Source organism: Mesorhizobium sp. B2-3-5 (assembly GCF_006442395.1).
Taxonomy (GTDB): Bacteria; Pseudomonadota; Alphaproteobacteria; order Rhizobiales; family Rhizobiaceae; genus Mesorhizobium.
Genome location: NZ_VFVX01000049.1, coordinates 1 through 26,146 on the forward strand (window position 1 = coordinate 1; position 26,146 = coordinate 26,146).

General features: G+C 59.9%; 22 protein-coding genes and 1 pseudogene. 9 read left to right on the forward strand and 14 right to left on the reverse strand.

Annotated elements, in window-relative coordinates:
* From FJ958_RS29140 to gspG, 6 genes are all read left to right on the forward strand, one after another.
* The coding region (locus tag FJ958_RS29140; protein WP_181176561.1) for an RHS repeat-associated core domain-containing protein at positions 1 to 2,937 on the forward strand (2,937 nt) is incomplete at its 5' end.
* 729 nt (positions 2,938 to 3,666) lie between these two features.
* Complete coding sequence (locus tag FJ958_RS31740; RefSeq protein WP_181176562.1) at positions 3,667 to 4,722, forward strand: RHS repeat-associated core domain-containing protein; 1,056 nt, start codon at positions 3,667 to 3,669, stop codon at positions 4,720 to 4,722.
* A gap of 263 nt (positions 4,723 to 4,985) precedes the next feature.
* Positions 4,986 to 5,429, forward strand: coding sequence for a hypothetical protein (locus FJ958_RS29155; RefSeq protein ID WP_140748859.1), 444 nt, complete (start codon positions 4,986 to 4,988; stop codon positions 5,427 to 5,429).
* A 348-nt stretch (positions 5,430 to 5,777) separates the two neighbouring features.
* On the forward strand, positions 5,778 to 7,907 hold the full coding sequence (gspD, locus tag FJ958_RS29160; protein WP_140748862.1) for a type II secretion system secretin GspD: 2,130 nt from the start codon (positions 5,778 to 5,780) through the stop codon (positions 7,905 to 7,907).
* Between the two features lie 2 nt (positions 7,908 to 7,909).
* Positions 7,910 to 8,404, forward strand: a complete 495-nt coding sequence (locus FJ958_RS29165; protein WP_140748865.1) for an A24 family peptidase — start codon at positions 7,910 to 7,912, stop codon at positions 8,402 to 8,404.
* A complete protein-coding gene (gspG, locus tag FJ958_RS29170) occupies positions 8,404 to 8,862 on the forward strand; it encodes a type II secretion system major pseudopilin GspG (RefSeq protein WP_140748868.1) in 459 nt (152 codons plus the stop codon). The genes FJ958_RS29165 and gspG overlap by 1 nt, the downstream gene beginning before the upstream one ends.
* A 68-nt stretch (positions 8,863 to 8,930) precedes the next feature.
* On the opposite strand, the gene FJ958_RS29175 is transcribed toward gspG, so the two are convergent.
* The 11 genes from FJ958_RS29175 to FJ958_RS29240 all read right to left on the reverse strand — a co-directional run bounded on the left by FJ958_RS29175 (position 8,931) and on the right by FJ958_RS29240 (position 19,044).
* A complete protein-coding gene (locus tag FJ958_RS29175) occupies positions 8,931 to 9,641 on the reverse strand; it encodes a general secretion pathway protein GspJ (protein ID WP_246679820.1) in 711 nt (236 codons plus the stop codon).
* Positions 9,638 to 10,006, reverse strand: a complete 369-nt coding sequence (locus FJ958_RS29180; protein WP_140748871.1) for a prepilin-type N-terminal cleavage/methylation domain-containing protein — start codon at positions 10,004 to 10,006, stop codon at positions 9,638 to 9,640. Before FJ958_RS29180 ends, FJ958_RS29175 begins: the two co-directional genes overlap by 4 nt.
* Positions 10,003 to 10,476, reverse strand: a complete 474-nt coding sequence (locus FJ958_RS29185; protein WP_140748874.1) for a GspH/FimT family pseudopilin — start codon at positions 10,474 to 10,476, stop codon at positions 10,003 to 10,005. The genes FJ958_RS29180 and FJ958_RS29185 overlap by 4 nt, the downstream gene beginning before the upstream one ends.
* A complete protein-coding gene (locus FJ958_RS29190) occupies positions 10,473 to 11,693 on the reverse strand; it encodes a type II secretion system F family protein (protein ID WP_246679822.1) in 1,221 nt (406 codons plus the stop codon). Before FJ958_RS29190 ends, FJ958_RS29185 begins: the two co-directional genes overlap by 4 nt.
* Complete coding sequence (locus FJ958_RS29195; protein ID WP_140748880.1) at positions 11,690 to 13,333, reverse strand: GspE/PulE family protein; 1,644 nt, start codon at positions 13,331 to 13,333, stop codon at positions 11,690 to 11,692. The genes FJ958_RS29190 and FJ958_RS29195 overlap by 4 nt, the downstream gene beginning before the upstream one ends.
* Positions 13,334 to 13,336: 3 nt before the next feature.
* Positions 13,337 to 14,245, reverse strand: a complete 909-nt coding sequence (locus FJ958_RS29200; RefSeq protein WP_140748883.1) for a general secretion pathway protein GspK — start codon at positions 14,243 to 14,245, stop codon at positions 13,337 to 13,339.
* Positions 14,235 to 14,795: a hypothetical protein gene (locus FJ958_RS29205; RefSeq protein WP_140748886.1), complete on the reverse strand. Its 561-nt coding sequence runs from the start codon at positions 14,793 to 14,795 to the stop codon at positions 14,235 to 14,237. The genes FJ958_RS29200 and FJ958_RS29205 overlap by 11 nt, the downstream gene beginning before the upstream one ends.
* A complete protein-coding gene (gspM, locus tag FJ958_RS29210) occupies positions 14,792 to 15,397 on the reverse strand; it encodes a type II secretion system protein GspM (protein ID WP_140748889.1) in 606 nt (201 codons plus the stop codon). The genes FJ958_RS29205 and gspM overlap by 4 nt, the downstream gene beginning before the upstream one ends.
* A 3-nt stretch (positions 15,398 to 15,400) precedes the next feature.
* A complete protein-coding gene (locus FJ958_RS29215) occupies positions 15,401 to 16,444 on the reverse strand; it encodes a PilN domain-containing protein (RefSeq protein ID WP_140748891.1) in 1,044 nt (347 codons plus the stop codon).
* Positions 16,445 to 17,518: 1,074 nt separating this feature from the next.
* Positions 17,519 to 18,163 (reverse strand): hypothetical protein, encoded by a 645-nt coding sequence (locus tag FJ958_RS29230; RefSeq protein WP_140748894.1) that lies wholly within the window; start codon positions 18,161 to 18,163, stop codon positions 17,519 to 17,521.
* Between the two features lie 308 nt (positions 18,164 to 18,471).
* Complete coding sequence (locus FJ958_RS29240; protein ID WP_140748900.1) at positions 18,472 to 19,044, reverse strand: NAD(P)H-dependent oxidoreductase; 573 nt, start codon at positions 19,042 to 19,044, stop codon at positions 18,472 to 18,474.
* 320 nt (positions 19,045 to 19,364) lie between these two features.
* Here FJ958_RS29240 and FJ958_RS29245 point away from each other — a divergent pair, with 320 nt between their 5' ends.
* Positions 19,365 to 20,264 (forward strand): LysR family transcriptional regulator, encoded by a 900-nt coding sequence (locus tag FJ958_RS29245; protein ID WP_140748903.1) that lies wholly within the window; start codon positions 19,365 to 19,367, stop codon positions 20,262 to 20,264.
* Positions 20,265 to 20,305: 41 nt separating this feature from the next.
* On the opposite strand, the gene FJ958_RS29250 is transcribed toward FJ958_RS29245, so the two are convergent.
* Together FJ958_RS29250 and FJ958_RS29255 are read right to left on the reverse strand one after the other, a co-directional pair.
* Positions 20,306 to 20,881, reverse strand: a complete 576-nt coding sequence (locus FJ958_RS29250) for an ester cyclase (protein ID WP_181176563.1) — start codon at positions 20,879 to 20,881, stop codon at positions 20,306 to 20,308.
* 29 nt (positions 20,882 to 20,910) lie between these two features.
* Entirely contained in the window at positions 20,911 to 22,419 is a 1,509-nt protein-coding gene (locus FJ958_RS29255; RefSeq protein WP_140748909.1) for a carotenoid oxygenase family protein, read from the reverse strand.
* 1,070 nt (positions 22,420 to 23,489) lie between these two features.
* Between FJ958_RS29255 and FJ958_RS29265 the strand changes: the two genes are divergently transcribed.
* On the forward strand, positions 23,490 to 24,230 hold the full coding sequence (locus FJ958_RS29265; RefSeq protein ID WP_210243492.1) for a tyrosine-type recombinase/integrase: 741 nt from the start codon (positions 23,490 to 23,492) through the stop codon (positions 24,228 to 24,230).
* Positions 24,231 to 24,321: 91 nt separating this feature from the next.
* Here FJ958_RS29265 and FJ958_RS29270 read toward each other — a convergent pair.
* Positions 24,322 to 24,471 (reverse strand): annotated as a pseudogene (locus FJ958_RS29270) (integrase core domain-containing protein); the annotation flags it as partial.
* 727 nt (positions 24,472 to 25,198) lie between these two features.
* Between FJ958_RS29270 and FJ958_RS29275 the strand changes: the two are divergent.
* Complete coding sequence (locus tag FJ958_RS29275; protein ID WP_140748912.1) at positions 25,199 to 25,873, forward strand: outer membrane protein; 675 nt, start codon at positions 25,199 to 25,201, stop codon at positions 25,871 to 25,873.
* Positions 25,874 to 26,146: the final 273 nt, after the last annotated feature.

Sequence of the window (26,146 nt, forward strand, 5' to 3'; positions counted from 1 at the left end):
GACGGCTATGGCAACAAGATCGCGGCCACGAACGGGCTCGGCCACAAGACCGAATGGGACTATGACGCGACCTATCACCTCTATCCGGTGACGGAGCGGGCGCCGCGGTATTTTGCCACCGGCGGCCAGAACTCCGACACGCGCTTCGTCTCGAGCGCGACCTTCAACGCGGTGTGCGGACTGCCGGCGACGAAGACCGACGTCAACGGCCTGGTGAAGACCTTTGCCTATGACCCGTTCTGCCGGCCCTACCAGGTCTCGCAGAGCGTGACGGGCGCCTATGCTAAAACGCGGTTCGAGAACGAGGGCAATCCGGCGACGCAGGCGCTGGTCAAGTACACGCCACTGCCGAATGGCGCCGGCGAAGACTTTACCCGCTCCTACTATGATGGCCTTGGCCGGGTCTATCGGGTGGAAACCCCCGGCGAGACGGCGGCCGGAGCACGGCGCATTGCCGACACCGACTATGATGCGCGAAGCAATGTCTTGCGCACCGCCTTCCCGCGCTTTGTCGGCGACACCGCGCAGTGGACCACCAACAGCTACGACTGGGCCGACCGGCTGGTGAAGACCGTCAATCCGGATGCCAGCCAGCGCACCTATGTGCACTACCTTGCTACCGCGACCGGTACATTCAACCCGTGGCTATTTGGCGTGGTAGCCACCGACGAGCTTGGCCACCAAGCCAGAACGGGATTGTCGACGCGCGGCGATGCCACGGTCGCCGTGCGCGACGTCACTGGTTTGGCGCTGATCGAGTACCGTAGCTACGATCTGCTTGGCCGGCTGATCGGCGTCAGCGATCCCGGCGGCTCGAGCTGGTCCTACAGCTACGACATGCTTGGCAACCGGCTGTCGGCGACCGATCCCGATCTCGGCACCTGGACCTACACCTACGATGCCGCCAACCGGCTGGTCAGCCAGACCGATGCCAGGGGCACTGTCACGACGCTCGCCTACGACCAGATGGACCGGCTGACGCTGAAGACGGCCACGGCCTCGGGCGGCAGCGCGGTCACGCTGACCCAGAACACCTACGATCAGGCGGCGGCCGGCTTCTACAACATCGGCCAGCTGACCACCTCGACCAACCCTGCCGCCACGCAGGCCTTCAAATATGACGGCTTTGGCAAGGTGGCGCGCCAGGACGCCGCCATCGCCGGGCTGACCCACACCACCACGACCGTGCGGGATGCCTCGGGGCAGACACTGGCGACGCAATATTTGCCGGTGCAGCTCGACTTCGGGACGACAGCTTCACCGCTGCAATACACCGCCGGCAACAAGCTTGCCTCCGCCCCCGGCTTCATCACCTCGACGCTCTATGAGGCCGATGGCCAGACCAGGGAGATCAACTACGCCAATGGGGTGAAGACCAGCTTCACCTATTCGCCGACACGGCGCTGGGTGACGCGCGTCACCACCTCGAAGGGCGCGACCATCCTGCTCGACGATCAGTATGCGCGCGATAACCTTGGCCGCATCACCGGCACGACGGGGCTGACGGCCTCAGACAGCTGGACCTACGGCTATGACAATGCCGACCGGCTGACCTCGAGCACCAATCCGGGCGACGCCACGCTCTCGGAAAGCTTCGTCTACGCCGCCAACGACAACATGGTCTCGCGCAGCCGGGTCGCTGGCACCTATGTCTACCCCGCGGCGACAGCACCAAGGCCGCATGCGCCAACCAGCGTCGGCGCCAAGACACTCGCCTATGACGCCAACGGCAATCTCACATCGGACGGCAGCCGCACGCTGACCTGGGACGAGGCCAACCGGCTGAAGACGGTCACGCTCGCCTCCAACACCGTCAACCTCGTCTACGGTCCTGACGGCGCGCGGGTGAAGAAGGCCTCAACCTTCGCCACCACGCTCTATCCCGACGCGTCCGTCGAGATCGATCCGGCGACACCGGGAGCGGAGGTCTACACACGCTATCCGCATCCCGACATCAAGGTCGTCGGGGGAGCAAAATTCTTCCTGCACCGGGATCACCTGGCCTCGGTGCGCATGGTCACCGACAGCACCGGCGCCATCGCCGAACAGACCAACTACGCCAGCTATGGCGAACGCCTCAACAGCGGCTTCCAGACGCAGAAATCCTACATCGGCGAGCGCTTCGATCCCGAGACCGGACTGCTCTACCTCAATGCACGATACATGGATCCCGTCCTCGGCAGGTTCATCTCGCCAGACGACTGGGATCCGACATTGCCTGGGGTCGGCACCAACCGGTATGCCTATGCCCAGAATGACCCCGTCAACAATGCTGACAACAATGGACATGCGCTTCCGACATCGCCGCGCGATTCTGATGCAGATGCCACGAAATTTGGTGGCGGCGGTGGGAATTCCGTTGGTAACGCCACAACGAAAAGTTCGGAAACGGCGAAGCAGACAGCCAATGGCTTACCAAATTCGTTTAACAGTAAGAAGAATTGCAGCGGTTGCGTCAGAACTGCTCAAGCCGCGCCCATTGGCTTACCGGTTCCCGGGGGCTTTATCCCATTGGCGCCTCAAGCGATTCCAGGAAGTCCTGCCCAAAAACAAAACCAAAAATTTGGTCAGGATATCGCAGGTTGGCTAAAGGGTTTAATATCGAACAATAGCGATGAAGCTGACGACCCAGGCGAGAAAAAAGCTGACGTCGACTCGACGGTACCGGGCGCCAGCACGCCAGAGGTAACTGCCCAAGCTCAAGATATTGCCAAAAAGGTCAATAAGAATACGGTGACGATAGAAGATGGAGACATTGTAACTTACTATGATTTGAGAGGTGTGGCCCACAAGGGAATACCCACCCCGCACGTTCAGCAAGGAATTAGAAACACTAACCCAGTAACGGGCGAGACATATGTTAACAAGGATCGGTCTTTCGTGAGGGGAATGACACAACAAGACATTGATAGGGTTAAATCTCATCTCGGGATGTAGTTGAAATGAAGTCAGTTAAAAATAGGTGGAGCATGACCGACTATCCCTCAATGGGATGGCACGATTGTCGAATGTATAGTGTTTCTTTTTTGGATGAAAGCTATGCAATGTCATTGGATATCGATTACATATTTGACTGCACGGTTGACAAGCAAGGAGTTGCAAGCTTTCTTGTTGCTCCGGCAATTTTATACTTGCTTAACTCCTATGAACTTGTCATGGATATAAGTTCACGAAGTTTGATCGGTGCGACAATTGAAAATCTAAGCATGTCGTATCTTAGAAAGAGTACAAACGGAGAGACTGATATATTCTTATGTGTTATTGAATTAGATATCGGGAAATTGTCCGTAAAGACGTCGGGATTTGAGATGATTTTGAAGAAATCGCCTGTTCTATCGCCCACACAGGACCTTCGGCGGCCGCTCTCGACAGTGCACGTGTAAACCGCGCCTCGAAACGCCGCTAGGTCTCGAAATAGGTCCGTCCAACTTCGAGACCCGATCATTGCTTGCGTGCGGCTACAGATGTTGAGCTTGCGCAGTACTCGAGTACATAGGGGGTCGGGCGGTTGGCCCTCGTAATTTTTCCGGTACATAGACGGCGCCGTACATCACCGAGCACATAGCGGCGGCAAGATCGCTCTTCCTCGCCGATTTCGGGATGAGGCCGGCGGGTAGCGTAGGGCGACAGCGAAATGTTGAGGGTCGCGCGGCAAGCACAATAACGATGCGCCGGGTCGCCGGCACCTATGTCTACCCCGCGGCGACAGCACCAAGGCCGCATGCGCCAACCAGCGTCGGCGCCAAGACACTCGCCTATGACGCCAACGGCAATCTCACATCGGACGGCAGCCGCACGCTGACCTGGGACGAGGCCAACCGGCTGAAGACGGTCACGCTCGCCTCCAACACCGTCAACCTCGTCTACGGTCCTGACGGCGCGCGGGTGAAGAAGGCCTCAACCTTCGCCACCACGCTCTATCCCGACGCGTCCGTCAAGATCGACCCGGCGACACCGGGAGCGGAGGTCTACACACGCTATCCGCATCCCGACATCAAGGTCGTCGGGGGAGCAAAATTCTTCCTGCACCGGGATCACCTGGCCTCGGTGCGCATGGTCACCGACAGCACCGGCGCCATCGCCGAACAGACCAACTACGCCAGCTATGGCGAACGCCTCAACAGCGGCTTCCAGACGCAGAAATCCTACATCGGCGAGCGCTTCGATCCCGAGACCGGACTGCTCTACCTCAATGCACGATACATGGATCCCGTCCTCGGCAGGTTCATCTCGCCAGACGACTGGGATCCGACATTGCCTGGGGTCGGCACCAACCGGTATGCCTATGCCCAGAATGACCCCGTCAACAAGAGTGACCCGAATGGACATGCCTTTTCGCCACGGTCATCCGACGACAGCGCCGCAGGGCAGGCTGATGCTGACAAGGAGGGAGGTGGCGCAAAAGGCGGTTCGGGAGATGGAGCTGCAACGAACAGCACGAACACCGCAAATCAAACACAAAGCGGTTTACCTAGCCCGCTCGGCGACAAGAAATCTTGCAAAGGATGCGTCAAAACCGCTGAAAACGGCTTTTCCCCCAATTTGCCCGGTTGGCATGAATATACGACAACCAATAAGGTTTGCGACAACACCTGTACCCGTGAGGAAATGGTGGATCAGGGGTTGCGCTTCGCTTATCCGGGTCAAGATCCCTCAAAGCCGGTAACAAACCTAGGACTATATACGGTTAAGGACCCTATATTCGGATTACCAATGGGATGAATCCAAACCACAGTTAGCGAAGATAAGCTTACGATAACCAATAGAACCTTGCCGGAGCATGTCTTATATGACGGCCAGATCACGAGGACAATATCACAAGATCCAGTCGGATCGTGGAGCGTTACCACGCATGGTATTGGGAATAATTCGATTCCGGGAATGAATGACGTCAACCAGGCTGCTGGTCCAAGTATATTCAATGGAGTCGACCGTCAGATGAAAGAAAATATTGATAGACATCATTTCGGATCGTGAGGGTGGTGATGCTGAAGACCTATATAGTGATCGCGACTGTCGCCATCCTCTCAATTGGACAGCAATACAGGATCAGTCATTACGTTAATTCTACTGACGATAACCAGCTCCCAGTTGGCTCAATTGATCTGTTCGTCGATGACGCATCGAGAAGCTTATTTTTCGAGAAGCTAAGACAATTTTCTGAGCGCAACTCCTTTAAAATAAGGATCGCCCCTACAACTCCGGATGAGATATACTATACTATTCAGGTTAATGGGAATGACATGTTTATAATTGGAGGAAACACTCTTGGAATTAAACAACCGCAGGATGTCACGCTTGCCTTGTACAAAAATGACGTCGGAAAAATGGATGATGGCCGCATCCGAGATATAGCTAGTCAGATAGTAAGTCTATTTGGCAATGTGGCGGGGGTCTCTGTTAAAAGAGCGGCAGTGAATAGAAAATAAAGAGGTGCCGCCTGTAATCAAATGTGGTTTCTATTATTGGCTACTCGCGTGTTCTTGATTGCGCCGGTTAAGCTTCGATGCCGCAATGCGCGAGATTGGCGGTGATCGTGGATTTTTCGGTGCTCGATGGTCCTTTGTTCGCATTAGGATCAACCGCAGGGCTCCCCCTATTTTTGAGGGGCGCCCTCGGTGTGCCGGATAAAACGCTCCGCCATCCTAGAGCGTCTATCGCCGCACCGCGCAGAGTATGCCTGCCATTAACCCTGTGGATAGAACTCAAGTAACCCCAACAATCCCGGCGAGGCCGTCCAAGAACACCTAGACTGACGCTCTAGGGGAATCGGGTGGATGTGGGTCAAACCAAGTAATCGCGCCTTTTTGTGCATACTGCTGGCCATCGCCGGCTGCACATCGACGCCGGGCAAGGACTTCTTCACCGAGACTGTCGAGAGCCTACACGCCAAAAACTCGCCTTTGCGGGCAGGCTATACCGGGCCTGGCGCCGTCACCTCGGCCTCCGACCAGGCGCAGCGCTTTAATGGCGCGCAGTATCAGGGCTCGGGCCAGTTCGTCTCTTCGGCCGCCCCCGTTGCCCAGGTAACCGGCAACGGCGCCGGCCAATACGAACTCAACCTCGTCAATGCATCGGTCGCTGATGCGGCGAAGGCGGTGCTGGGCGATGCCTTACATGTCAATTATGTCGTCGACCCGCGCGTCCAGGGTACGGTCACCTTGCAGACCTCGAAGCCGGTGTCGAAGGATGCGCTGTCGGACATACTGGAGTCGGCGCTTGCGGTGAACAGCGCCGGCATCGTCAAGCGTGGCGGCACCTATCAGATCGTGCCGCTTTCGGAGACCCTGTCGAGCACGCCTTCGGTCAGCGTGCCGTCGGTCTCGCCGTCGGGACCGGGCGTCAAGGTGCAGGTGCTGCAGCTGCAATACATCGCCGCCGACGAGATGAAGACCATTCTCGAGCCGATCACCAGGCAGGGTTCGGTGCTGCGAGTCGATCCGACGCGCAACCTCATCACCGTAGCCGGCAACAACAATGACCTCGACGCCATTCGCGAAGCAGTCTCGGTGTTCGACGTTGACTGGATGCGCGGCATGTCGGTGGCATTGCATCCGCTGAAGGCATCCAAACCGTCCGCGGTCGCGACGGAACTCGATTCAATCTTCGGCACCAAGGGTGGTCCCGGCGCCAAGCTCATCCAGTTCATTCCCAACGACCGTCTGAACTCGGTGCTGGTCATCACCTCGCGCCCTGCGTATCTCACACGCGCCGCGACCTGGATCGCCAAGCTGGACAGGCTGGCCGAGACCAATGAGGACCAGCTTTTCGTCTACCAGATCCAGAACCGCCCGGCCAAGGAACTTGCCGAAGTCCTGAGCTCCGTTCTCGGCACCTCTGTCAAAACCCAGGGCGGGTCGTCTGGCGTCAATGTCTCGCCCGACCAGACGCCGATCGCGATGCAATCCGACGGCGTGACGCCGGCGCCGTTGACCGGGCCTTCGCCAGCCGGGGAATTCGCACCCGACGGGCAGCCCAAGCCGCATGCCACAGTCGTCGCCGATATCGAGAATAATGCGTTGCTGATCCAGACCACGGCGCGTGACTACGAACGCATCCAGCAGATCCTGACCAAGGTCGACGTTCTGCCGACGCAAGTCATGCTGGAAGCCGTCATCGCGGAAGTCACGCTCAATGACGACCTCAAATACGGCCTGCGATGGTTCTTCGAGAATGGCGGGACCAAGGTCTCGCTGTCCGACGTCGCGAAGGGTGCGGCCGCCGCTGCTCTGCCCGGCTTCAACTGGAGCTATGCCACCGATAACATCCAGGTGACGCTGAACGCCCTGTCGAAGGTCACGGATGTCAACGTCATCTCGGCGCCGACGATCATAGCTCTCAACAACCAGAAGGCGATTTTGCAGGTCGGTGACCAGGTGCCGATCCTTACCCAGCAATCGCAGGACACCACGGGTGGCGCCGCACCGATCATCAACTCGGTCCAGATGAAGGACACCGGTGTCATCCTGACGGTGACGCCACGCATCAACAACGCCGGCCGGGTGATGCTCGACATCCAGCAGGAAGTCAGCAACGTAACGACGACAACCAGTTCCGACATCAATTCGCCGACCATTCAGCAGCGCAAGATCCAGACGCGCGTCCTCGTCAATGATGGCGAGAGCCTGGCATTGGGCGGTCTCATCCAGCAGAACAACAGTGTCGACCGCAGCCAGGTGCCGATCCTTGGCGACATCCCTATCATCGGCAACGCCTTCAAGCAGAAAGACGATGGCATCAAACGGACCGAACTGATCATCTTCATCCGGCCTCACGTTGTGCGCGACATCAACGAAGCCCGTGAAGTCACCGAAGAGTTTCGCGGCAAGATCAGCCTGCAGACCCCGATCCAGAAGCGGCGTGGCGGCACCCAATCGCAGCAGGACCTGAAGAGACTGGCTTACTGACCATGGAAGCAGATGTCCGGATCCTGATTGTTGCCAGTATGGTTCTTGCGGCCACTCTCGCCACCATAAGCATTATCGACTTCAGGCGGATGATCATTCCGGATCTGCTCAATCTGGCATTAGCGGCAGGCGGACTAGGCTTTCAGCTGGTCGTCCAGCGCGACGACGCGCCGATACAGATCATGGCCGCGGTATTGACGCTTGTTGCCTTCCGGGGTTTGCGGCACGGCCATTTCCTGCTGACCGGCAGGATCGGCCTTGGCCTTGGCGATGTCAAAATGCTGGCCGCCGCCGCCTTGTGGATCAACCCGCTGCTTTTGCCTGTGCTGCTGTTCATCGCCAGCGCCACCGCCCTTCTGTTCATCGGCGGACAGATCGTTGCCGCGGGACCGGCGGCAGCGCGCTCTCGTGTGCCGTTCGGCCCGTTCATTGCCTTGGGACTGGGCTGCAGCTGGGCGCTGGAACAATTTTATGGACTGACCCTGGGGGTGCTGTGATGCACATTTTCCGTCTCATCGGCTCGGCCGAAAACAAGCAGGACAGAGGCAACGAACGCGAAGCCGGCTTTACGCTGGTCGAGCTGCTGGTCGTGCTCGCCATCATTGCCTTGATCGCGACCCTGGTCGCGCCCCAGGTGCTTCGTTATCTCGGCTCCGCCCGTACCAGCGCGGCCAAGGCGCAGATCAAGAACATCGAAAGCGCACTCGAGCTCTACTATGTCGACAACGCCAAATATCCGTCGGGTGACGAAGGGCTCAAGGCGCTGGTGATGGCGCCGCCCGGCGACACGCATTGGAACGGCCCCTACCTCAAGACAACCAGCGGGCTTAACGATCCCTGGGGCAGGCCTTATGTGTATGAGCTAAAGGCGGATGCCAGCGGCATTGTGATTCGCACTTATGGCCGCGACGGCAAGCCGGACGGAACCGGCGAAGACCAGGACGTGAGCAACTAGGCAGGTCGCCCAAAGCCGGATTGGGACAGCAACAGGCGTAAGCACGCAAGGCGACCGGCCTCGTCAGTTCACCGGCGTGCCCCCAGACTTGCCAGGCTGAGCCGCGCAAAACCGTCGGACGCATAGATTGCGCCGTCCCTGGCGACCGAAATCCTGAAGCGGACGGCGCTTGGCAGTCGCCGGTTGGTCTTCCAGTCTACCGACCACGTTCCTTTCGAGCCGTCGAGATATTCGAATCGCACGCCGGTCACGCCGCCGATCAGCGGCACGGTCCGGCTTTCGGCCTCACCGCCGGCGCTGCTTCCCCGTCGCAGGTTCTGGACGATGGACAAACGACCGTCGCCAGTGGGCAGGATCGTGACTTCCCTGAGTGCGGCGGAGCCGAAGCCGATCGCCATGATGCCGTTGAACCGCAGCCGGTCGGCCTCGCCGCTGAAATAGATCACATCGTCGGGCGTCGATTGCGCCAGGGGCAGAGCTTCGGCGTTGCTGAGCGTGACTTCGAGAAACCGTGTCGCTGCGTCAACCTCCGTCTGCATCTGGGTCGCCTTGCTGATGCGCATCATGGTCCGGGCCTGACCGAGAAAGACGATCATCAGGGCCGAAATCACGCTGACGAGGGCGAGACCCACCAGCACGTCGATCAGTGCAAACCCTTCGATCCCGGGGCGTGGCGGCAGCGGTCGCGAGCCAGCGACAGCTTTCGCTCTGACGTGCGGGGGCCGGCGAGGAAAAAGGGCCCGCATGGCTGTGGTTGTGGGAAGCAGCAAACCGTTCATTGCCGATTCTGCTGCGTGACGGGCAAGAAAGTGAGAAACGATCCGCTTCCCCCCGCCCCGCCTTTCTCAATGACGATGGCGGACATCTTTGCCTTCGCCACGTCGACGGGATAAGTCTTGAGTGTCCAGCCTGACTGGGCAATGCCGTCCAGTTTGGCGGCGCCGTCGTTTCCGGCATCGTATTGCGCCATGATGGCGCGCAGTTTCCGTGCTGCCTCCACCTGTTCCCTGGCTGTCACGATGCTGCGGCTAGCCAGAACAATCGTCTGGCTGGCGATGCCGAGAACCAGGGCGAGGATGGTCATGGCGACGATCATTTCCAGGATCGAGAAGCCATCGTCGCCGGAGCTGTTTGCCGGCGTCATGGCTTCACCTGCAGGCTGGCCAGCCCAGTCAGCCAGTTCACCTCGATGTGCGCGGCTTGTTCCCCCCGCTGCAGATCGATTTCCAGACCCGACGCGCTGCCATCGGCAAGAAACGTCAAGACCGCCCGACGCCCGTCCTTCACGGTTTCGCGGCCGGTCGTCACGGTCAATTTCACGTCCTGCGGCAGATTGAGCACATGCTGGTCGTCGAAACGGACTGTTCGGCGGTCTGTGTCGATGACGATCCGCTGCGGCCTGGCGGTGGCGATGGCCAAGGTGCGGGCCGTGCGAAACCGCGCGACAATCTCGCTCGATGAGGTGTCTAGACTTTCGGACCAGTATCTCTGGACGATCCCGGGTGCTGCGATCGCAGCGACGACGGCCATTATTGCCAGCACGATCAGCATTTCGATCAAGGTGAATCCGGCCTCGGGGCTCTCTCTTCCCGGCACAGGCGCAGATGTCGTCATTGCAGCGCCAGATCGTTGATGCTGAGGATCGTGGTCATCACCGAGACGACCAGGCTGCCGACCAGAAAGCCGAGCGAGATCGTCATTGCCGGTGTCAAGAGCTTCAGCAGCGTGTCGATCCGTAGGGTCAGCGCCGTCTGCAGCATCTTGCCGGCACGATCAAGCACGACGGGAAGCGCGTTGGCGTCGTCGCCAAGCGATATCAACGAGAGCGTAGCATTGTCGAACAGGCCGGCGTTGCTGGCTGCATTGTGAAGCCGTGCACCGTTTGCCACCTCCTCTTCGATGGCGGTGAAGCTCGCCTTCAAGGAGCTCTGCTGCGAAACGTTGGTTGCCAGGCTCAAAGCCTCGCTCATCGTCACGCCGTTGCCCAGCAGCAGCGAAAGCGTCTCGAGATAGCGCGCAAGCACAGCGTTCTTGACCAGGACGCCGATCACCGGCGTTCTGAGAAGCCAACGCGAAAACACTGTTTTTGCGGTCGGAGACCTGGACAGGACGAGAGAGGCGAGCAGCCCTAGCAGGAGGATCAGCGGAAAGACGAAGGGGTAGTGGTTGAAGACGCTGCCGAAAGCGGAAAGCATGCGCATCGTGAATGGTTTGGGAGCAGAGGAGCCTTCGAAAATCGGCTCTAAAGCCGGCACCAGCACAGTTGCCAGAACAACCATGGCCCCGCTCATCACCACCAGCAGGAACGCGGGATATGTCAGGGCCTCGACGATCGAGGCACGGCGCTTTGCCTTGGCCTCGAACGTATCGGACAGACGCTGGCATATGTAGGCCATCTTGCCGCTGCGCTCGCCGCTGGCCAGCAAGGCTGCGATGTCGGCTGTGATGCCAGGCAAAGTCAGGAACGCGTCGGCAATGGAGCGGCCACCGGTGGTGAGATCCAACACCGTCTGCAACTGCTGGCGCCTGGTGGCATTGCCTTCCCCCGAAATGACGGCACTCAAGGCGCGGTCGATGGTGAAACCGGCATTGAGCAGCACCGAAAGCTCGGCAAAAAGCCGGCCGAAATCGACTTGTCGCGTCAGGGTGAAGCTGCCTTTGCCCGGCAGCCTGATCGTCGCCTGTTCACCGCTGGCGGGGGCCAGATGATAGGAGCGGCGGCCCTGCTGGGCGAGCTTGCGGGCGGCATCCTGTTTGGTCGGTGCGTCGACGACGCCGTTTTCCCTGGTCCCGTCGGCGAGATAGGCGCGATAGGCGTATGGCGGCATCATCCGCCTCCGTCGAGATCGATGACGCGCCGCACTTCTTCAATCGTGGTGACTTGGCGCTGCACCAGCGTGGCCGCATGCGCCGCCATCGGTATCAAGTCGGCTTCGGCGGCTGCCTTTGCGATCTCGATTTCGCTGGCGCCCTCATCAATCAAAGTGGCAATCCGCGGCGACACCTGCAGCATTTCGTAGGTCACTGTCCGTCCGCTATAGCCGGAACCATTGCAGCCTTTGCAGGAGGCACCGACGCCGGTGGCGCCATGACAGACCGGGCAGACACGACGCAGCAGCCGCTGTGCAATGACCCCTCGAATCGTCGCGCCGAGCAGATAACCGTCGACGCCCATGTCGCGCAGGCGTGTCAGTGCGCCGGCCGCGCTGTTTGTGTGCAGCGTCGAAAACACCAGGTGGCCGGTCAGCGCCGCCTGGATGGCGATCTGCGCCGTTTCGCGATCGCGAATTTCGCCGAGCAGAATGATGTCGGGATCCTGGCGCAGGATCGAACGAAGCGCCGTCGCGAAGTCGAGATCGATCGCCGGATTGACCTGCAACTGCGTAATCCCGGCCATTCTGTATTCAACCGGATCCTCGACGGTGAAGACCTTGACGTCAGGCCTGGAACACTCAGACAGGATCGAATAGAGCGTCGTCGTCTTGCCGCTGCCGGTCGGACCCGTCACCAGCACGATGCCGTTGGCGGCTTGCGACATCTGCCTGATCTTGGCCTGCGCGGCTTCGTCGAAGCCCAGCTTCTCCAGCCGCAGCTCGACCCCGGCGCGGTCGAGAATTCTGAGCACGATGGCTTCGCCATGAATAGATGGAATGACCGACACACGGAGATCGATATCGCGCCCCCGCACCGCGATGCGCATTCTGCCGTCCTGCGGCAGGCGCCGTTCGGCGATGTTCAGCCGCGACAGTATCTTGATGCGCGTCGAAATGCCCGAAAGCATCGCCGACGGCGCCGTGTCGACCGTGGACAGCATGCCGTCATGGCGAAACCGGATACGGACATGGTCTTCCAGCGGCTCGATATGGATGTCGGTCGCCTTGGCGTCGACCGCCCGGTGGATGGTGTCGGCGACAAAGCGCACGATCGGCGCCTCGCGGGCAAAATCCTTCAGCCGCTCGAGATCGTCGGAGCCGAAATCCGAAGGTGCGGCACTGCCGCTTTCCAGCGACACGGCCTCCGCCGCCGACCGCTCCAGCCGGTCGATGCATTCGCCGATCACGCGCCGCGGCAAGATGCGCAGTGACGGCGTCCTTTCCCAATGAAAGGCCAGCGCATCGATGGTGGCCGATGAAAAGGGGTCGGCGACCGCGACGACCAGTTGGCGCTCGTCGATCTCCAGCGGCAGGACGGCATTGTCCTTGAGATACGCTAGCGGCACGCTGGCAAGCATCTCCTGACTGAACTGCTCCGGCACTCCGGCAACAATCGGCACGTCGAGGAAACGGCACAGACTGTTGGCGAGGTCCTGTTCGCCCATCAGCCCGAGTTCCGTCATCACCGTGTCGAAAGGATGCCCCGACGTCGTGGCCGCCCCCATCGCCCGCTGTGCGCTGTGCGCGGTCAGGATCTTTTCGCTCTCCAGAAAGGCGAGGAATGCTTCGATGCGAGATGTCTGCGGCGCGGCGTTCATGATCTAGCTCCAGCGCGCTAGGATTTGAGCCACGCCGCTGCCGAAAAAGAGATCGCAACTGGCCGTTGGCACCAACGGAGTGGGACCGCCGTCGTCGGTTTCGACGGCCGGCATCCGCGACACCCGCCTGAAACCTGCGGCCATCAAAGATGATTTCTCGACGACGAGCCCTGCCTGGCCGGTGACCCCCGACCCGTCCCGCCTGGCCGCGATCTCTACCGTATAGACAGTGCCGCCGCTTTTATCCTGTCCCACCGCCTGATAATCGTGTGATCCGCCATCAATGACGTTTCGCAGCCGCTTCGGCGCATCGGCAAGCACGATCGAGCCTTGTTTGAGATTGACGGTGAAGACATCGTAAAGATCGCGCAGCGGTATGGAAGCCAGCGCCGAAAACTCCTGCAGCTCAGACACGGATTCGAAGGCCGCGAATTTGTTTTGTTTGGGGCCGAGCGAGGATTGCGGCTGGATGTTGGAGGCAAAAGCGTTCGGTGGACCTCTTGATGTGACGATGGCCTTGGCGATCTCCTCGGCCTTTTGCGGATCGAAGCCAAATGATGCCATGCCTTGCGTCAGCAAAGTGTCGCTGGCGGCGTTGAGATCGATCAGGCCTCTGTGGTCCTGGACACGCAAGTCGAAGCTGAGATGCCCCGAACGGCACCGTGCCGGCTCGGCATCCAGCGGCACTCCCTTTACCGCCGAGCCATCGAACAATTCGCTGGCGACGACATTGACTAAGCCGTCGGCGACCATCGACAGCCGGTCGTGCTCCATCTCATTGCTGGCAATCATCAGCCGTGTCCTTGCGCTCAGCGCGAAGGGAACCACAACAGCCGAAACGATCAGCATGAAGACAAGCACGGCGACCAGGGCGAAGCCTTCGTTTTCGTCACGGGTGGAATCAAAGACCATCACCGCCTCCTGCAAGGGAAGGAGGTCGGGTTGGCGGCTGGTAGAGCGGGATCCGCTCCGATTTCCCATCTCGTTCCAGCGTCGCCGCATCCTTCTCGACACGGGAAACCGTCCAGCCATCGATGGTTTCACCGCTGCCGTACCAGTTGGCTTTGTTCGAGCCCGCGATCTTGAGCAGAGCCTTTGCGCTTGTACTGCTTATGCTGACGCCGAGCAGCGACGGCGCGGCGGCCGGCGCTATGATTGCAACGGGTTGTGGCGGCGCGATAGGAGCCGTCGCCGCTTGCACTGGCGGCGGCGCCTGATCGGGAAGGGGTACGAAATTTCGCCGCGTCGGGGTGAACAACGGGCGCTCGAATGTCTCGGCAAAGTCGGTGCTTGCGACGGACGTCGGTTCGCCGGCGACCACATTTTGCAATTCGCGAACGTTGCGTTGCGCCGAAGCCGTGGTCGGGGAGATATCGACCGGTGTGTCGTAAAGCGCCACATTCGCGAAGGCGAGCGCGGCGGCCACCAAACCAATGCCGGCTGCCGCCAAGATCCGGATCATGGCTTTGTCTCGGCCGTCGCTGCCGCCACCGTGCCGGATTGCAGCGCGCCGTAGAACAGCACTTCGGCAAAAATCTCTGGCGCTACTTTGGACGCAGCTGAAGGGGCGACGTTCGTCGTCCGCAACGTGGTCTCGCGGATCAACAGGACCGGCAGCGTCGTTTCGAGACTGAACATGAAGCCGTGGACGCTTTCCAGCGTCCCCGAAACATTGGCGCGCAGGCCGAGATAGGCAACGCCGTCCTCATTGAGAGCGGGCGCGTTGCCCGCCGACAGCACCGTCACCCCGTTGGAGGCGGCAATGGCGTTTAATCGGGTCTGCAGCGCACCCCGAATGACCGCCTCGCTTTCACCGGACAGGAATTCGCCATTGCTGGAGGCGGCTACCGGCGAGGCCGAGGCTTCGATGGTCTTGGCCAGCGCGACAACGGCCTCGATCTGGCCCAACGTCGCGCGTTTCTCATCAATGTCGGCGCTGGCCGAAGCGACGCTGCTGAGCGCGACAAACGCGAGCCAGCCGACCAGCAACACGCACGCTGCCGCGATCGCCAGCGCGACCGAGCGGCGGATCAGCAGACGGCTGTTGAGGATTGCCGTCACCATCGTTCAGCCATCCCCGACCTTTGCCGTGATGGTGAAACGCTCGCCGCTTTGCCCGGGAACTCTGACGACCGGTGACGAAAATTCCGGCGCGGAAAACAGGGGCGAGGCATCGATGGGCTGAATCAGGTCGGCGGCTGAAGCCGCAAAGCCGGTGATCGTGATCTGGTTGCCCCTGGATGAGAGATCGGTCACCCAGGCGCTGTCCGGCAACAGGCGGGTAAGTTCGGCCAGGATGCGAACCACGGAGACGGCGCTTTTCTTCGAGGCGCGCAGCTTTTCCGTCTGGTCGAGCTCCGTCTGGCGCTTCTGCAGCGCGGCGCGCGCCTTCTTGGCCTTGACCTGGGCAGTGGCGATCTGCTCGTCGAGCACGCTTGCCGCCTGCCAATAGCGCAACTGCGCATGCCCATATGTGGCGGCTAGGCCGACAAGCAGTACCGCGACCGCGCTTACCCAGGCGCGCCGGACGAAGCGGTCGCGCGCCCGGGACGGCCAGATCGCCGCAAGGCTGAGAGGATCGGCTGGCCACGTCCGCTCCGAGCCGACGATATCCAGCGAGGAAGGGTTGCCGCCGACCGCCCGGACTGCGTCCAGAGCCGGCGCCAGGCTCTTCTTCTTGAGCACGCGGTAGAAACAGCCGCCATCGGCGCCGTCGGTGAAGATGATATGGACCTGCGACGGATCGATTGGCGTAGAGGCCATCAGGTCAAGTTCGGCCATGTCGCGCGCCTGCCGCGCCGGCAACTGCCGCGCCGCGAGATGCCTGACAAGGGAAAGGGTGCTGTCGAGCTGGATCGCGACGGTGGGATGCCTGCGCCCGGTTCGCAGTTGTGCCGCGATCTCGTCGGCGGTCGCATCGAGCGCCAGCGGCCGCGACTGGAAGCCCGGCCCGCCCGCCGCATGCACACGGATGCCGTCATCGGCGATGCCGATGGTCCAGTCCGACGGTTTCGACTGTTTTGCCCGGGGAACAAGGCTCGCCCACACGGCGCGCAACTCATCGCGCCACCAGTCGAACCCATCCAGGAATTGCGTTTTGTACGTCGCCATGACACCCCACCCCGCGCGCAACGGCTGATTCTGTGCCCGGCACGCGTTCGCAGTCTATAGAGGGTGTAGGGAGCGCGTGTGAAACAAGATGAGACGGGCTGATTTAGTCACAGGTTTGTGGCAGAGGGGCTGAGAATAGGTTGGTGCCGGCAGTGTACTGCAGCGGCGCAACCACTGCCCCGAGGTCGAGCGCACCGGAAAATATTGCGTGGCGATTACCTGGCCGTATCGAGGGTTGTCGTGGTGGACCATGACTTGTTTGAAGCGGCCCAAAAAGTGCCCTGTCACCGCAATTCCGAAGCGGTCTGGGCGGAAATGTCTGGTCTGCTTTTGCCGGGCATTAATTGCCTCGGCATAGGCGCGGTGCACCTTGGCAAGCGCGCGTCGCAGCCGTCCGCATCGGCTGGCGTCATCAGGCACTAGCGGGCTGTGGAAAAGGGATCGGAGATACCCGTTTTGAATCTGATTTGTGCTCGGTCGGATTCTGATACGTTCCGTGAACAAAACAGTTTTTCAACACTGTTAGAGCATTTACCATTCCATCAGGACAATCTCTCCCGGACATAGTGCTGAAACGGCCGCCCAAGCAGGCGAGCCTACACAAAAGAGGTCAGCCGCCGCGGTTGAACAATCTATTGCCGCATGAAAAGAGTGCAGCAAACTGCAATTATAATTCACACATCAAAGGAACCGCCACCATCGGCATCATCGGCGAAGACGATATGGGCCTGCGACGAATCGATCGGCGTCGAGGCCATCAGGTCGAGCTCGGCCATGACGCGCGCCTGCTGCACCGGTAGCCACCGTGCCGCAAGCTGCCGTCAAGGTAAGAGCGCCGTCGATGCGGATCGCGACGGGATGCGGTCGCGACGATCGGATGCCTGCGGACGAAGCCGAGCAGGCCGGCGATCTCCTCTGAGGGTTGCATCCACTTCAAGATGCCGCGACTGGAATTCCGGCCCGCCCCGCCGCATGCAGGCGGAACCACGACGCAGGCGTATGTTTAGGGCTAAGCTTCAGGTGGATACGTGTACAAGTTCGGCGCACTCAATGATCGAAGCCAAACACCTTCGATCATTGAAACCTGTCAAATAGACTCTGGATTAGAAGTGGATTCCCGATCGCAGTGACACCGCGTTCAGAGTTCGACTTGTCGTCAAACGCTTTCAAGATAACCGAATCATTTTCTGCAGAAACGAGTACCAATTTAGAATCCAAATATAACTTTCCTATCCATCCAGCTTTTAAAAAGTCCATTATATTTGTCATTTCTCTACCAACAACGACATACGAGCACTTCTCTTCTAACACAATATTGAAAGCGTCACCAATATTCTCTTTCGTTAAATTTACCGCGACGAAAAATTTTAAGCCATATTCAGAGGATATTTGAACTTCCTCTACTTTTCCAAATTGCGATAGGTCCACTTTATTCTTCCTAAGCAGGCCGGTCAATTTTTGATGCCTCAGTATCCGGCTGTCACGTTGCCACGCCTCGGTTCCAACAAGTAGCCATATGGCATAATCTTGGTATGCGTAACAAAGATCCAAAACAATGGAAATAAAACGCTCCCGTGAGGATTCATATGGTTCCGACCCCCTCGAATAAATAGATATACCTGCGATAGATGGTCGAATACCGTCATGCGGAGGGCGGATATTAAGAACCAAATTTTCAGAATAAATATCTCTTGTAAAATCCACAGTATCAGTAGTCATAGTGGCCGCCGTTCTCATCGTTGAAATGCGGTCCACGATTCTGGGGATCGTTGGGGCCGAAGTAGTGACCGTTAGCGTCGTCTCGAATCGTAATCGTCTTCTTTCCTGCGTGAGTGTCAACTTCGAAATCATACGATCGACCCGGTTGGACCTGGCCTCTCCTGTTGATATTAGGACCTTGGGATACTGGCTGTTGGCTCGTAGGTATCGCCGATGCGCGTTTAGCTGCATTGAATGCGCCCGGTCGTCTAGCTCCATCTGGTGTAAGATTCGGCGGCTTAACCCCCTGAGTGTTAACGGTTGACCGCTCAGGCGGCCGCGCAGGCCGGCGCGTCTTCCGCGGCCCAGTCACTCAGTCTTGTGGCGTAGCTGGAGGCAGCGTCGGCGAGTCCCGACGCGGTCAGCTTGTCGGCGCGATAAATCAGGAAGGGGCTTGCCCAAGGCAGCTTGCAACGGTGGGCCGTGGCGCGCAGTGGGTTCAACAGTTCGCCGAGCGGAATCAGGTTTTGCCCCCTCGGCGTATAGGCCTCGGGCACATTGCCAGCCGTCGCCGCGATCAGGATCGGGGTACCTTCGAGCCGGCGGCCTTCCGCTTCGTAGGCGATGTAGAACATGCGGGTGGGAACCGCGTCTTGCCAAGCACGCAGCAGCGGTGGTGTCGCGTACCACTGCACCGGAAACTGCAGCACGAGGCGATCGGCGCCGAGCAGTCTCGCCGCCTCGACCGCGCCATCGGTGAACATGTCGAGCCGACCATCGGGATACAGCGCCTGCATATCGACAACCTCGACCCCGGGGACGGATCGGGCCGCTTCCGCGAGTGCGACGTTTGCTTTCGAGCGGCTTGGGTCAGGATGGAACATCAATACCAGAGTCTTCATGACAATCTCCTGTGTTCTGGGATGTCATAAGAATGAAGGCTGTCGCATAATTAATCCAATAGATCATTGATATACATTTCTATTGATTGAACAAATTATCGCGCAAAGCGTGTCTGCCAAGGCTCAGATACCCTGCTACAATCCTCCCAATCAGCGCACGATGAGAGTTATGCGCACTCGCCGCCCGGAGCCGCAGATAGCGTCATTGCGAGCTTCAGCGGTCTGGTGACTGAATAGATGACCTGGCATATTCCGCGATGGACGGCGGCCACAAACGACATTAATTTGCCAGATGACCAACGCCCGCCGTTATTGCCAGCATGAATTTACGAAGCATCGACCTTAACCTGCTTGTCGTCCTGGATGCGCTGCTCGACGAACGCCATGTCACCCGGGCGGCGGTTCGGGTCGGCTTGTCGCAGCCGGCGACATCGAGCGCGCTCGAGCGATGCCGCCACCTGTTTCATGACCAGTTGCTGGAGCGCGGGGCGGGCGGCATGCGTCTGACGCCAAGGGCGGAAAGCCTGCGCGAGCCGCTGAAGACGCTGCTGGCGGGCACATTGTCCCTGATCGATCCGCCCGCCATCGACCTCAGCGAAATCGAGCAGACGGTGCGGGTGATCATGGCCGACACGCCGAGTTTCGGCATCGTCAGCCAGATCTATGCGCAACTGATGCGAACGGCGCCGGGGATACGGGTCGTCATCCAGCCGTGGCATGGGGCCGATGCCGCTCTGGAGGCCCTGGCCAAAGGACACGCCGACCTCGCGGTGTCGGTTTTCAGCGGCATCGACGAGAATTTCCACTGCCATGAAATCCTGTTCGAGACATATGCCCTGGCCATGCGGCGGGACCATCCGGCCGCGAAAGGGTTCGACCTCGAACAATGGCTGGCCTATCCGCATGTGGTGGTCTCTGGACGAGGCGAGGTCAGGACCCCTCTCGATGACGCGCTTGGCCGGATGGGCCTCGCCCGGCGGGTCGGCATCGTGGTGCCGAACTTCTTGATGGTCAGGCCACTGCTTCTGGCGTCGGACCTGATTGCGATGGTCCCGCGCCGCGCTCTGTCGATGGAAGGAGGGCACGGCCTTGCGGTGTTCGAACCGCCGATCCCCGTGACGGGGTTTCCGCTGAACATGGCGTGGCACATCCGCCGCGATCAGGATCAGGCCGTGCGCCATGTGGCGGATCTCGTCGAGGCGCTTGTCAAAGCTCTCTAGCACGGAGCCTGCTGAGTCCCGCAGTTCCCCCCGCTCCGTGCCTACTGAGCCGTCGTCGCCTTCACCACTCCGGGAACGGTTTCAATGCCCAGTTGCTGCACGAACAGCAGGCTGTCGGCATTGGCCCAGTATTCGACCAACTGGCCGTCCTTGACGCGCAGCGTATCGGTGCCGGTGAAGGTGACCTTGCGGCCGGTGGAGGAGGCGGGCGCGCCCGGGAACCCGCCATGATAGGTGCCCCGTGCCCGCCAACGCACGACGAAGTGGTCTCGGTCGGCGATCGGGCCGACCTCGATCTGGAAATCGAGATCAGGGAAGATCGACTTGATGCCGCTGATCCAGGCGTTCAGCGCGGCGCGGCCGTGGATCGTGTCACCCCCCGAACCGGTGATGGGCGCCGCGTGGGCGACGAAGTCCGGCGAGATGATCTTGTCCGTGTAGGACAGGTCGCCATTCCACAACAGACGCCAGGGTTCGGCGAGCGATGCGTTGGAGGCGGCACTTGCGGCCTGGGCCGCATCGGCGGCCGGAGCGGTCGAGGCCACGGCAATGGTTGCCCCGACGGCGAGAGGCAGCGCCAACAGGCTGGCACGGAAGCTTTTGGAGGGATTGTACATTGGAAGGTCCATTCTTTTGAGGGCGAGGTTCAGGCCTTGAGTTCCGCGTCGGAAATCCAGGAACCGTGGATGCCGCCGGGGACCCAGACCGGGATTTCGACGATGGCCGTCGGCTTGGCGGCCATGTTCTTGGCATCGATGATCCACAGTTCGCCCTTGCCGGTCGTGAGGTCGCCGACGTAGCTCATCAGCCAGCCGTCATCCTCGGCGGTTCCATTGGGGTCGGCGACGAACCATGCCTCGTTCGGCATCTGGCCGGGTTTGAATTCAAGAACCTGACGTTCGCCGCTCCGGGCGTCGTATTTGACGATGGCCGGATTCTTCAGACCGTTGCCGGGAAATGCGACGGCGTAGGCATAGCGCGAGGCACGGCCTCGCCTGGCCATGTTGAAGGTCGGGAAATCGACCGACAGGTCGTCGCGGACATCGAGCGCGGCCGTGCCTTTCACCGGATCGATGGTCCATCGCGCATGCCGGATGCCGTCGGCCGGCCAGACGTCGTGGCCAGGCGACGAATTGATGAAGGCAAGCGTATGCGCCCAGGCGGCACCGTCGTAGCGCGGGCCTTCAATCACGATCTTGCCGTCCTGTTCCCAGGCATTGCCGAGATGCAGCATCAGGTAGGATGGCGCTGATATCCACCGGGTCGAGCCCTTGGAGCGATCGCGCGGCATTACGCCGATCCTGGCAGGATAGGCCGTGTCAAAAGTATAAGGGAAAGCCAAGCCAGATTTCGGGTTGAAAGTGGCGCTGGCATCGAACCACAAGACATAATTCTCGGTAATCGCGAAATCATGCTTGAGCGAGGGACCAGCACCGTCGATGACCTCGCTGTGGACGAGGACGCCGGATTTATCAACGACGTGGTAGGTGAGAAAGGGCGGGACAGGCAGGCTGGAGAGGAACAGCATCTCGCCGGTAACCGGATCTATTTTGGGGTGTGCCGTCATGACGTTCCGCAGCTTGCCGGCAAAGTCGTAAATTCCGACGGTGTCGAGATCCGGCGTCAACTGATAGGGCAGGTTGACCTCCTGCAGGGCCAGGATCTTGCCGGCATGGGCAAACACGCTGGTGGCGGCGGCGCTCGCGGCCAGATCGAACGAGCCGTCGGCCCGGAACAACGGCGCGCCGGTCAAGGCAGGCGTTTTCACCCAGCGGTTCCTGTACCACTCCGCCTTGCCGTCCTTCAGGCGCACGCCATGGATCATGCCGCTACCGGCGAACCAGAATGGCGGGATGATGTCGGGCGTGTGCGGATTGTGGCCATTGCGGAAATAGCGGCCGGACAGCGCGGGCGGGATTGCACCGCGTACCCTGAGATCCGTTTGCGTCACTTCGGCGAAGGTCGGCTTGTACTGCCCCTGCAGATAGACCGGCAGGTCGGATGCATCCGCCGCATGGGCGGCATCCGTGAACAGGTCGGACGCCGCCGCCGAGATGGCGAAGGCCGACGTCAGTGCGAGCAGGTCGCGGCGGTTCAGCGTCACGTTAGGCGTCTCGCCGTGCTCGGTCTCGGGAATTCCGTGTTGGTCCGACATCTTGGGCTCCATAGGGGAAGTTGGCTACTTGGACATTGCTGGAGCGAAACAAATTACTCCAATGGATTGTTCGTATAGTTCGTTATTCGTTTCGTGAATTGGATTGTGGTATCCAGGCATATCCCCCTGCTGCTACTCTCCCTCGCTCAGCGGCTTTTATTTCCGCTGCTCTTACCCACTCATTGCCGCGCCACTGCATGACCAAAGGTTTGAGAGCGTGCTTCAGCCCGCTCGCATGTTCCCGATGTCGGACATTTGGTGAGCTTGATAGACAACAGGAAGTTTTTGACAGCTGAGGAAGTGTCGGAACGCTATCGCCGCAGCATCTCTCTTGGGACGCTGCGAAATTGGCGAGCCAAGAGGATTGGACCGGCGAACGTCAAGCTTGGCAAAGCCGTGTTGTACCCAATTGAGGAACTCGAGACGTGGGATCAAAGAATACAGTGGCGTGCCGGGCGTCAAAGCGATTCAGCATGAATGGCGGTGAGTAGGCGTGATTTGTGACGGAGGAACATCCAATACCGCCCCCAGAAGCCGCTCCTACGTGCTCGTAGACAGGGATTTCGCAATGCCTTTCAATAAGATAGCTTACTGGGAGAGGAAGTTCCACAACGATCCTGCTCGGCACCCTACCGACCATTGCGGATCACGGTTGGTCACGCTTCGATCCAATTTCCCCCTGAAATCACAGATTTGCGGGTTTGCCCAACCGTCGTGCGACGGTTGATAGATCGCAAATATAGCCAGCGACCTGCGAGGGCGTTGGCGCAGGACATGCGCCCTTCCCTGCCCCACAAACGCAGCGTCGATTCGCGTCACTGCACCCTTGACGAAACCTGTTGATTGCCGGAGGTATCGGCAATCGCCGCTCGCTGAAACGATATATTGCTCTCAGAAACCGCCCCACTTGCCCGCGATCGGAATGACTGAAATGGGGCCGGAGAACGAACCCGCTGCGCGGGAGGGCGCCCGCGGTTGAGGTAGAGATCAAGAACCGGTCGTCGCGCCTGCGTTGAGCGGGGTTCGGCAGGGGCAGAGCATCACAGGCTTCTTCAACAAGGAGCCTGACCATGCCTCATCCAGTTCTCGAAGCTTCGATCAGCCCGTTGCGCCAGCGACTGATCGACGACATGAACATGCGGCGTTTCTCACGAGAGACGCAGCGCAACTATCTCCGCGATATCGGACGCCTGACGACATTCCTTGGGCGATCACCAGACACAGTGACCACCGACGACCTGCGCCGGTTCCAGATCGAGCAGCAGGAGGACGGCGTTCCCGTGCCGACCATGAACAGCATCGTATCGGCGCTGCGCTTCTTCTTAACGCATACGGTTGATCGTCCCGATCTGGCGCGCAAGCTCGTTCGTCTGGCGCACCCGCGTAAGCTGCCTGTGGTGCTGAGCCGCGACGAGGTTGCCCGGCTGCTCAACGCTACCACGTGTCTCAAGCACCAGGCCGCACTGTCGGTCGCCTATGGGGCTGGTCTGCGCGTTGCCGAGGTGTCGATGCTGAAGGTCGCCGACGTTGACAGCGAGCGCATGCTGCTGCGCGTCGAGCGCGGCAAGGGCGGGCGATACCGCAACGCCATGCTGTCGCAAGACCTGCTCTTGTTGCTGCGCCAGTGGTGGAAGGTCGGACGCCAGCAGGGGGTGATGCATCGCGACGGCTGGCTGTTCCCGGGGCAGCATTCGATGAAGCCAATCAGCACGCGCCAGCTCTATCGCGTGGTCGTCGAGGCCGCGCAGGCGGCCGACATCGCCAAGCGGGTCGGGCCGCACACGCTGCGTCACAGCTTCGCCACCCTCTAACCATGCCTGCAGGCCTCCATATCCAGCAGACATGATGAATCAGATATTCTCGCCGGAATCCCTCGCGATTCCATCAGGTCAGATTATGCTCTAGTCGACCATTGAAGCTTTCCACGAAGCCATTCTGCATCGGCTTGCCCGGCGCGATGTAGTGCCATTCGACCTGCCGATCCTCCTGCCACGCCAGGATGGCATTCGAGGTCAGCTCGGTGCCATTGTCCGACACGATCATGCAGGGGTGGGATCCCCGCTTGGCCCAGAAAGGACGTACTCCAGCGCGGCAGCTCCGGGTGCGGCAAGGTCCGCTTTTGGAGGTCGGCCACCGCAGTTCTAACGACCTACATGAGGCGCATTGCAGACATTGCGGGCCTGACCGTCTACGCGCTGGGAAGTCTCTTCCCATCACATCTTGTGCGCCTCGATCAGCGCTCGCAGGTCGGTGGGTGGTTGCCGGTCACGACTCAGCGGGTCTGTGCCGCGAGCGTTTGCTGGAACGGTTGCAGCAGCGACTGCGCAACCGGAATGGAAAAGTAAGGCGCGTCGGCTGATCCTGGACGTGGTGAACTCTCCTTCGCTTAACGGCAGGCCAGAGCGGATGCCATGAATACCACCGGCACCATAACATGACGGTTCGCGCATTCATGTCAGGATGGATCAGCCCCTGACGGCATTTCAGCGAGCGTGCGACGCCTATCAGACTGAGGCGCCCACTCGTCAGTAGGCGTCGAAACAGCAAGCTCAGACGTGCGGCAGGCTCACCGCGAACGCGACCTCAACGCCGACGAGGGAATTCGGCGCACTTATGCCAGCCAGATATCCGCAGCAGCAGCCAAGCCAGCGCTCGGCCGCCATCCTCGTCGGTGTTGCTGGGTTACAACATAAAATTGCAATCACTACGTGAAACATGCGGCGCCATTTCCAATCTTAGAAGTCATTTGTATAGCTCATGCGGAAATAAGGGGCTTGCTATGAAATCCGTCCTGCTTGCAGTCGCCGCGCTGGTAGCGCTGTCGGGCGGCGCCTTTGCCGCCGACGTTGTGACTGAGCTTCCAGTCGCCGCGAGCTACAACTGGTCAGGTGCCTACCTCGGCGCCCAAGCAGGCTATGGGTGGGGCGACAGCAAATTCCATGACTCGGTTGATTCAAATCCATTCGACATTCGAGGTTTGGTTGGGGGCGTGACGGCCGGCTACAACTATCAATTCCAGCCGAGCTGGGTTGTGGGTGCCGAAGCTGATGTTTCCTATTCGGCGGTCAAAGGAAGCTTCGGTCCCGGCAACATTGGTCAACCCGATGGAAGTAGCTGGGGCTGCTTTCCCGGGGCCTGTGATACCAAAGTTCATTGGTACGGCACGGCACGGGCGCGGGTTGGTTATGCCATCGACAATTTGCTTATCTACGGCACGGGCGGCTTGGCCTTCGGCCAAGTCGAGTCGCAAATCGAGAACATCCCCGGCTGGTACGTGAAACACACCAATGTGGGTTGGGCTGCCGGCGCCGGTGCCGAATATGCGCTTGACGCTCATTGGACTACCAAGATCGAGTATATGCACATTGACCTTGGCTGGACGAACCATCCGGAGGCAATAAAAGCCAGCGCGAAGTTTGATGCCGTTCGCATCGGTCTGAACTACAAGTTCTGACCTGCTTTCACTATAGAAGCTTTTTGGCCCCGGCATAGTCCGGGTTGTTTTGGAGTAGCTCGGGAGGGATGATCCGGCGAGGATCAGTAGCCCCACTTCAATGTTCGCGGTCAGCAGGATTTGCACAGCGGTGCTCCACAGGAGACCCGGCGGAGTCGGGGACAGGACAGTTGGCCGGCGTGGAGTTCTCAGGAACGCAACACGTTCGAAATTCCTCTACAACGACGCTGCGCCCCTCGTTCTGCTACGCGTTCGCATCGGGGCGCTTCAGCT

Coding starts and splice junctions, on each gene's coding strand:
- FJ958_RS29205 (WP_140748886.1), bottom strand. CDS start 14,795: ATGATCCGGATCTTGGCGGCAGCCGGCATTGGTTTGGTGGCCGCCGCG.
- gspM (WP_140748889.1), bottom strand. CDS start 15,397: ATGGTGACGGCAATCCTCAACAGCCGTCTGCTGATCCGCCGCTCGGTC.
- FJ958_RS29255 (WP_140748909.1), bottom strand. CDS start 22,419: ATGTCGGACCAACACGGAATTCCCGAGACCGAGCACGGCGAGACGCCT.
- FJ958_RS29155 (WP_140748859.1), top strand. CDS start 4,986: ATGCTGAAGACCTATATAGTGATCGCGACTGTCGCCATCCTCTCAATT.
- FJ958_RS29265 (WP_210243492.1), top strand. CDS start 23,490: ATGCCTCATCCAGTTCTCGAAGCTTCGATCAGCCCGTTGCGCCAGCGA.
- FJ958_RS29230 (WP_140748894.1), bottom strand. CDS start 18,163: ATGACTACTGATACTGTGGATTTTACAAGAGATATTTATTCTGAAAAT.
- FJ958_RS29240 (WP_140748900.1), bottom strand. CDS start 19,044: ATGAAGACTCTGGTATTGATGTTCCATCCTGACCCAAGCCGCTCGAAA.
- gspG (WP_140748868.1), top strand. CDS start 8,404: ATGCACATTTTCCGTCTCATCGGCTCGGCCGAAAACAAGCAGGACAGA.
- FJ958_RS29185 (WP_140748874.1), bottom strand. CDS start 10,476: ATGACGACATCTGCGCCTGTGCCGGGAAGAGAGAGCCCCGAGGCCGGA.
- FJ958_RS29200 (WP_140748883.1), bottom strand. CDS start 14,245: ATGGTCTTTGATTCCACCCGTGACGAAAACGAAGGCTTCGCCCTGGTC.
- FJ958_RS29250 (WP_181176563.1), bottom strand. CDS start 20,881: ATGTACAATCCCTCCAAAAGCTTCCGTGCCAGCCTGTTGGCGCTGCCT.
- FJ958_RS29190 (WP_246679822.1), bottom strand. CDS start 11,693: ATGATGCCGCCATACGCCTATCGCGCCTATCTCGCCGACGGGACCAGG.
- FJ958_RS29245 (WP_140748903.1), top strand. CDS start 19,365: ATGAATTTACGAAGCATCGACCTTAACCTGCTTGTCGTCCTGGATGCG.
- FJ958_RS29215 (WP_140748891.1), bottom strand. CDS start 16,444: ATGGCGACGTACAAAACGCAATTCCTGGATGGGTTCGACTGGTGGCGC.
- FJ958_RS29180 (WP_140748871.1), bottom strand. CDS start 10,006: ATGACGCCGGCAAACAGCTCCGGCGACGATGGCTTCTCGATCCTGGAA.
- FJ958_RS29175 (WP_246679820.1), bottom strand. CDS start 9,641: ATGAACGGTTTGCTGCTTCCCACAACCACAGCCATGCGGGCCCTTTTT.
- FJ958_RS29195 (WP_140748880.1), bottom strand. CDS start 13,333: ATGAACGCCGCGCCGCAGACATCTCGCATCGAAGCATTCCTCGCCTTT.
- FJ958_RS29165 (WP_140748865.1), top strand. CDS start 7,910: ATGGAAGCAGATGTCCGGATCCTGATTGTTGCCAGTATGGTTCTTGCG.
- gspD (WP_140748862.1), top strand. CDS start 5,778: ATGTGGGTCAAACCAAGTAATCGCGCCTTTTTGTGCATACTGCTGGCC.
- FJ958_RS29275 (WP_140748912.1), top strand. CDS start 25,199: ATGAAATCCGTCCTGCTTGCAGTCGCCGCGCTGGTAGCGCTGTCGGGC.
- FJ958_RS31740 (WP_181176562.1), top strand. CDS start 3,667: ATGCGCCGGGTCGCCGGCACCTATGTCTACCCCGCGGCGACAGCACCA.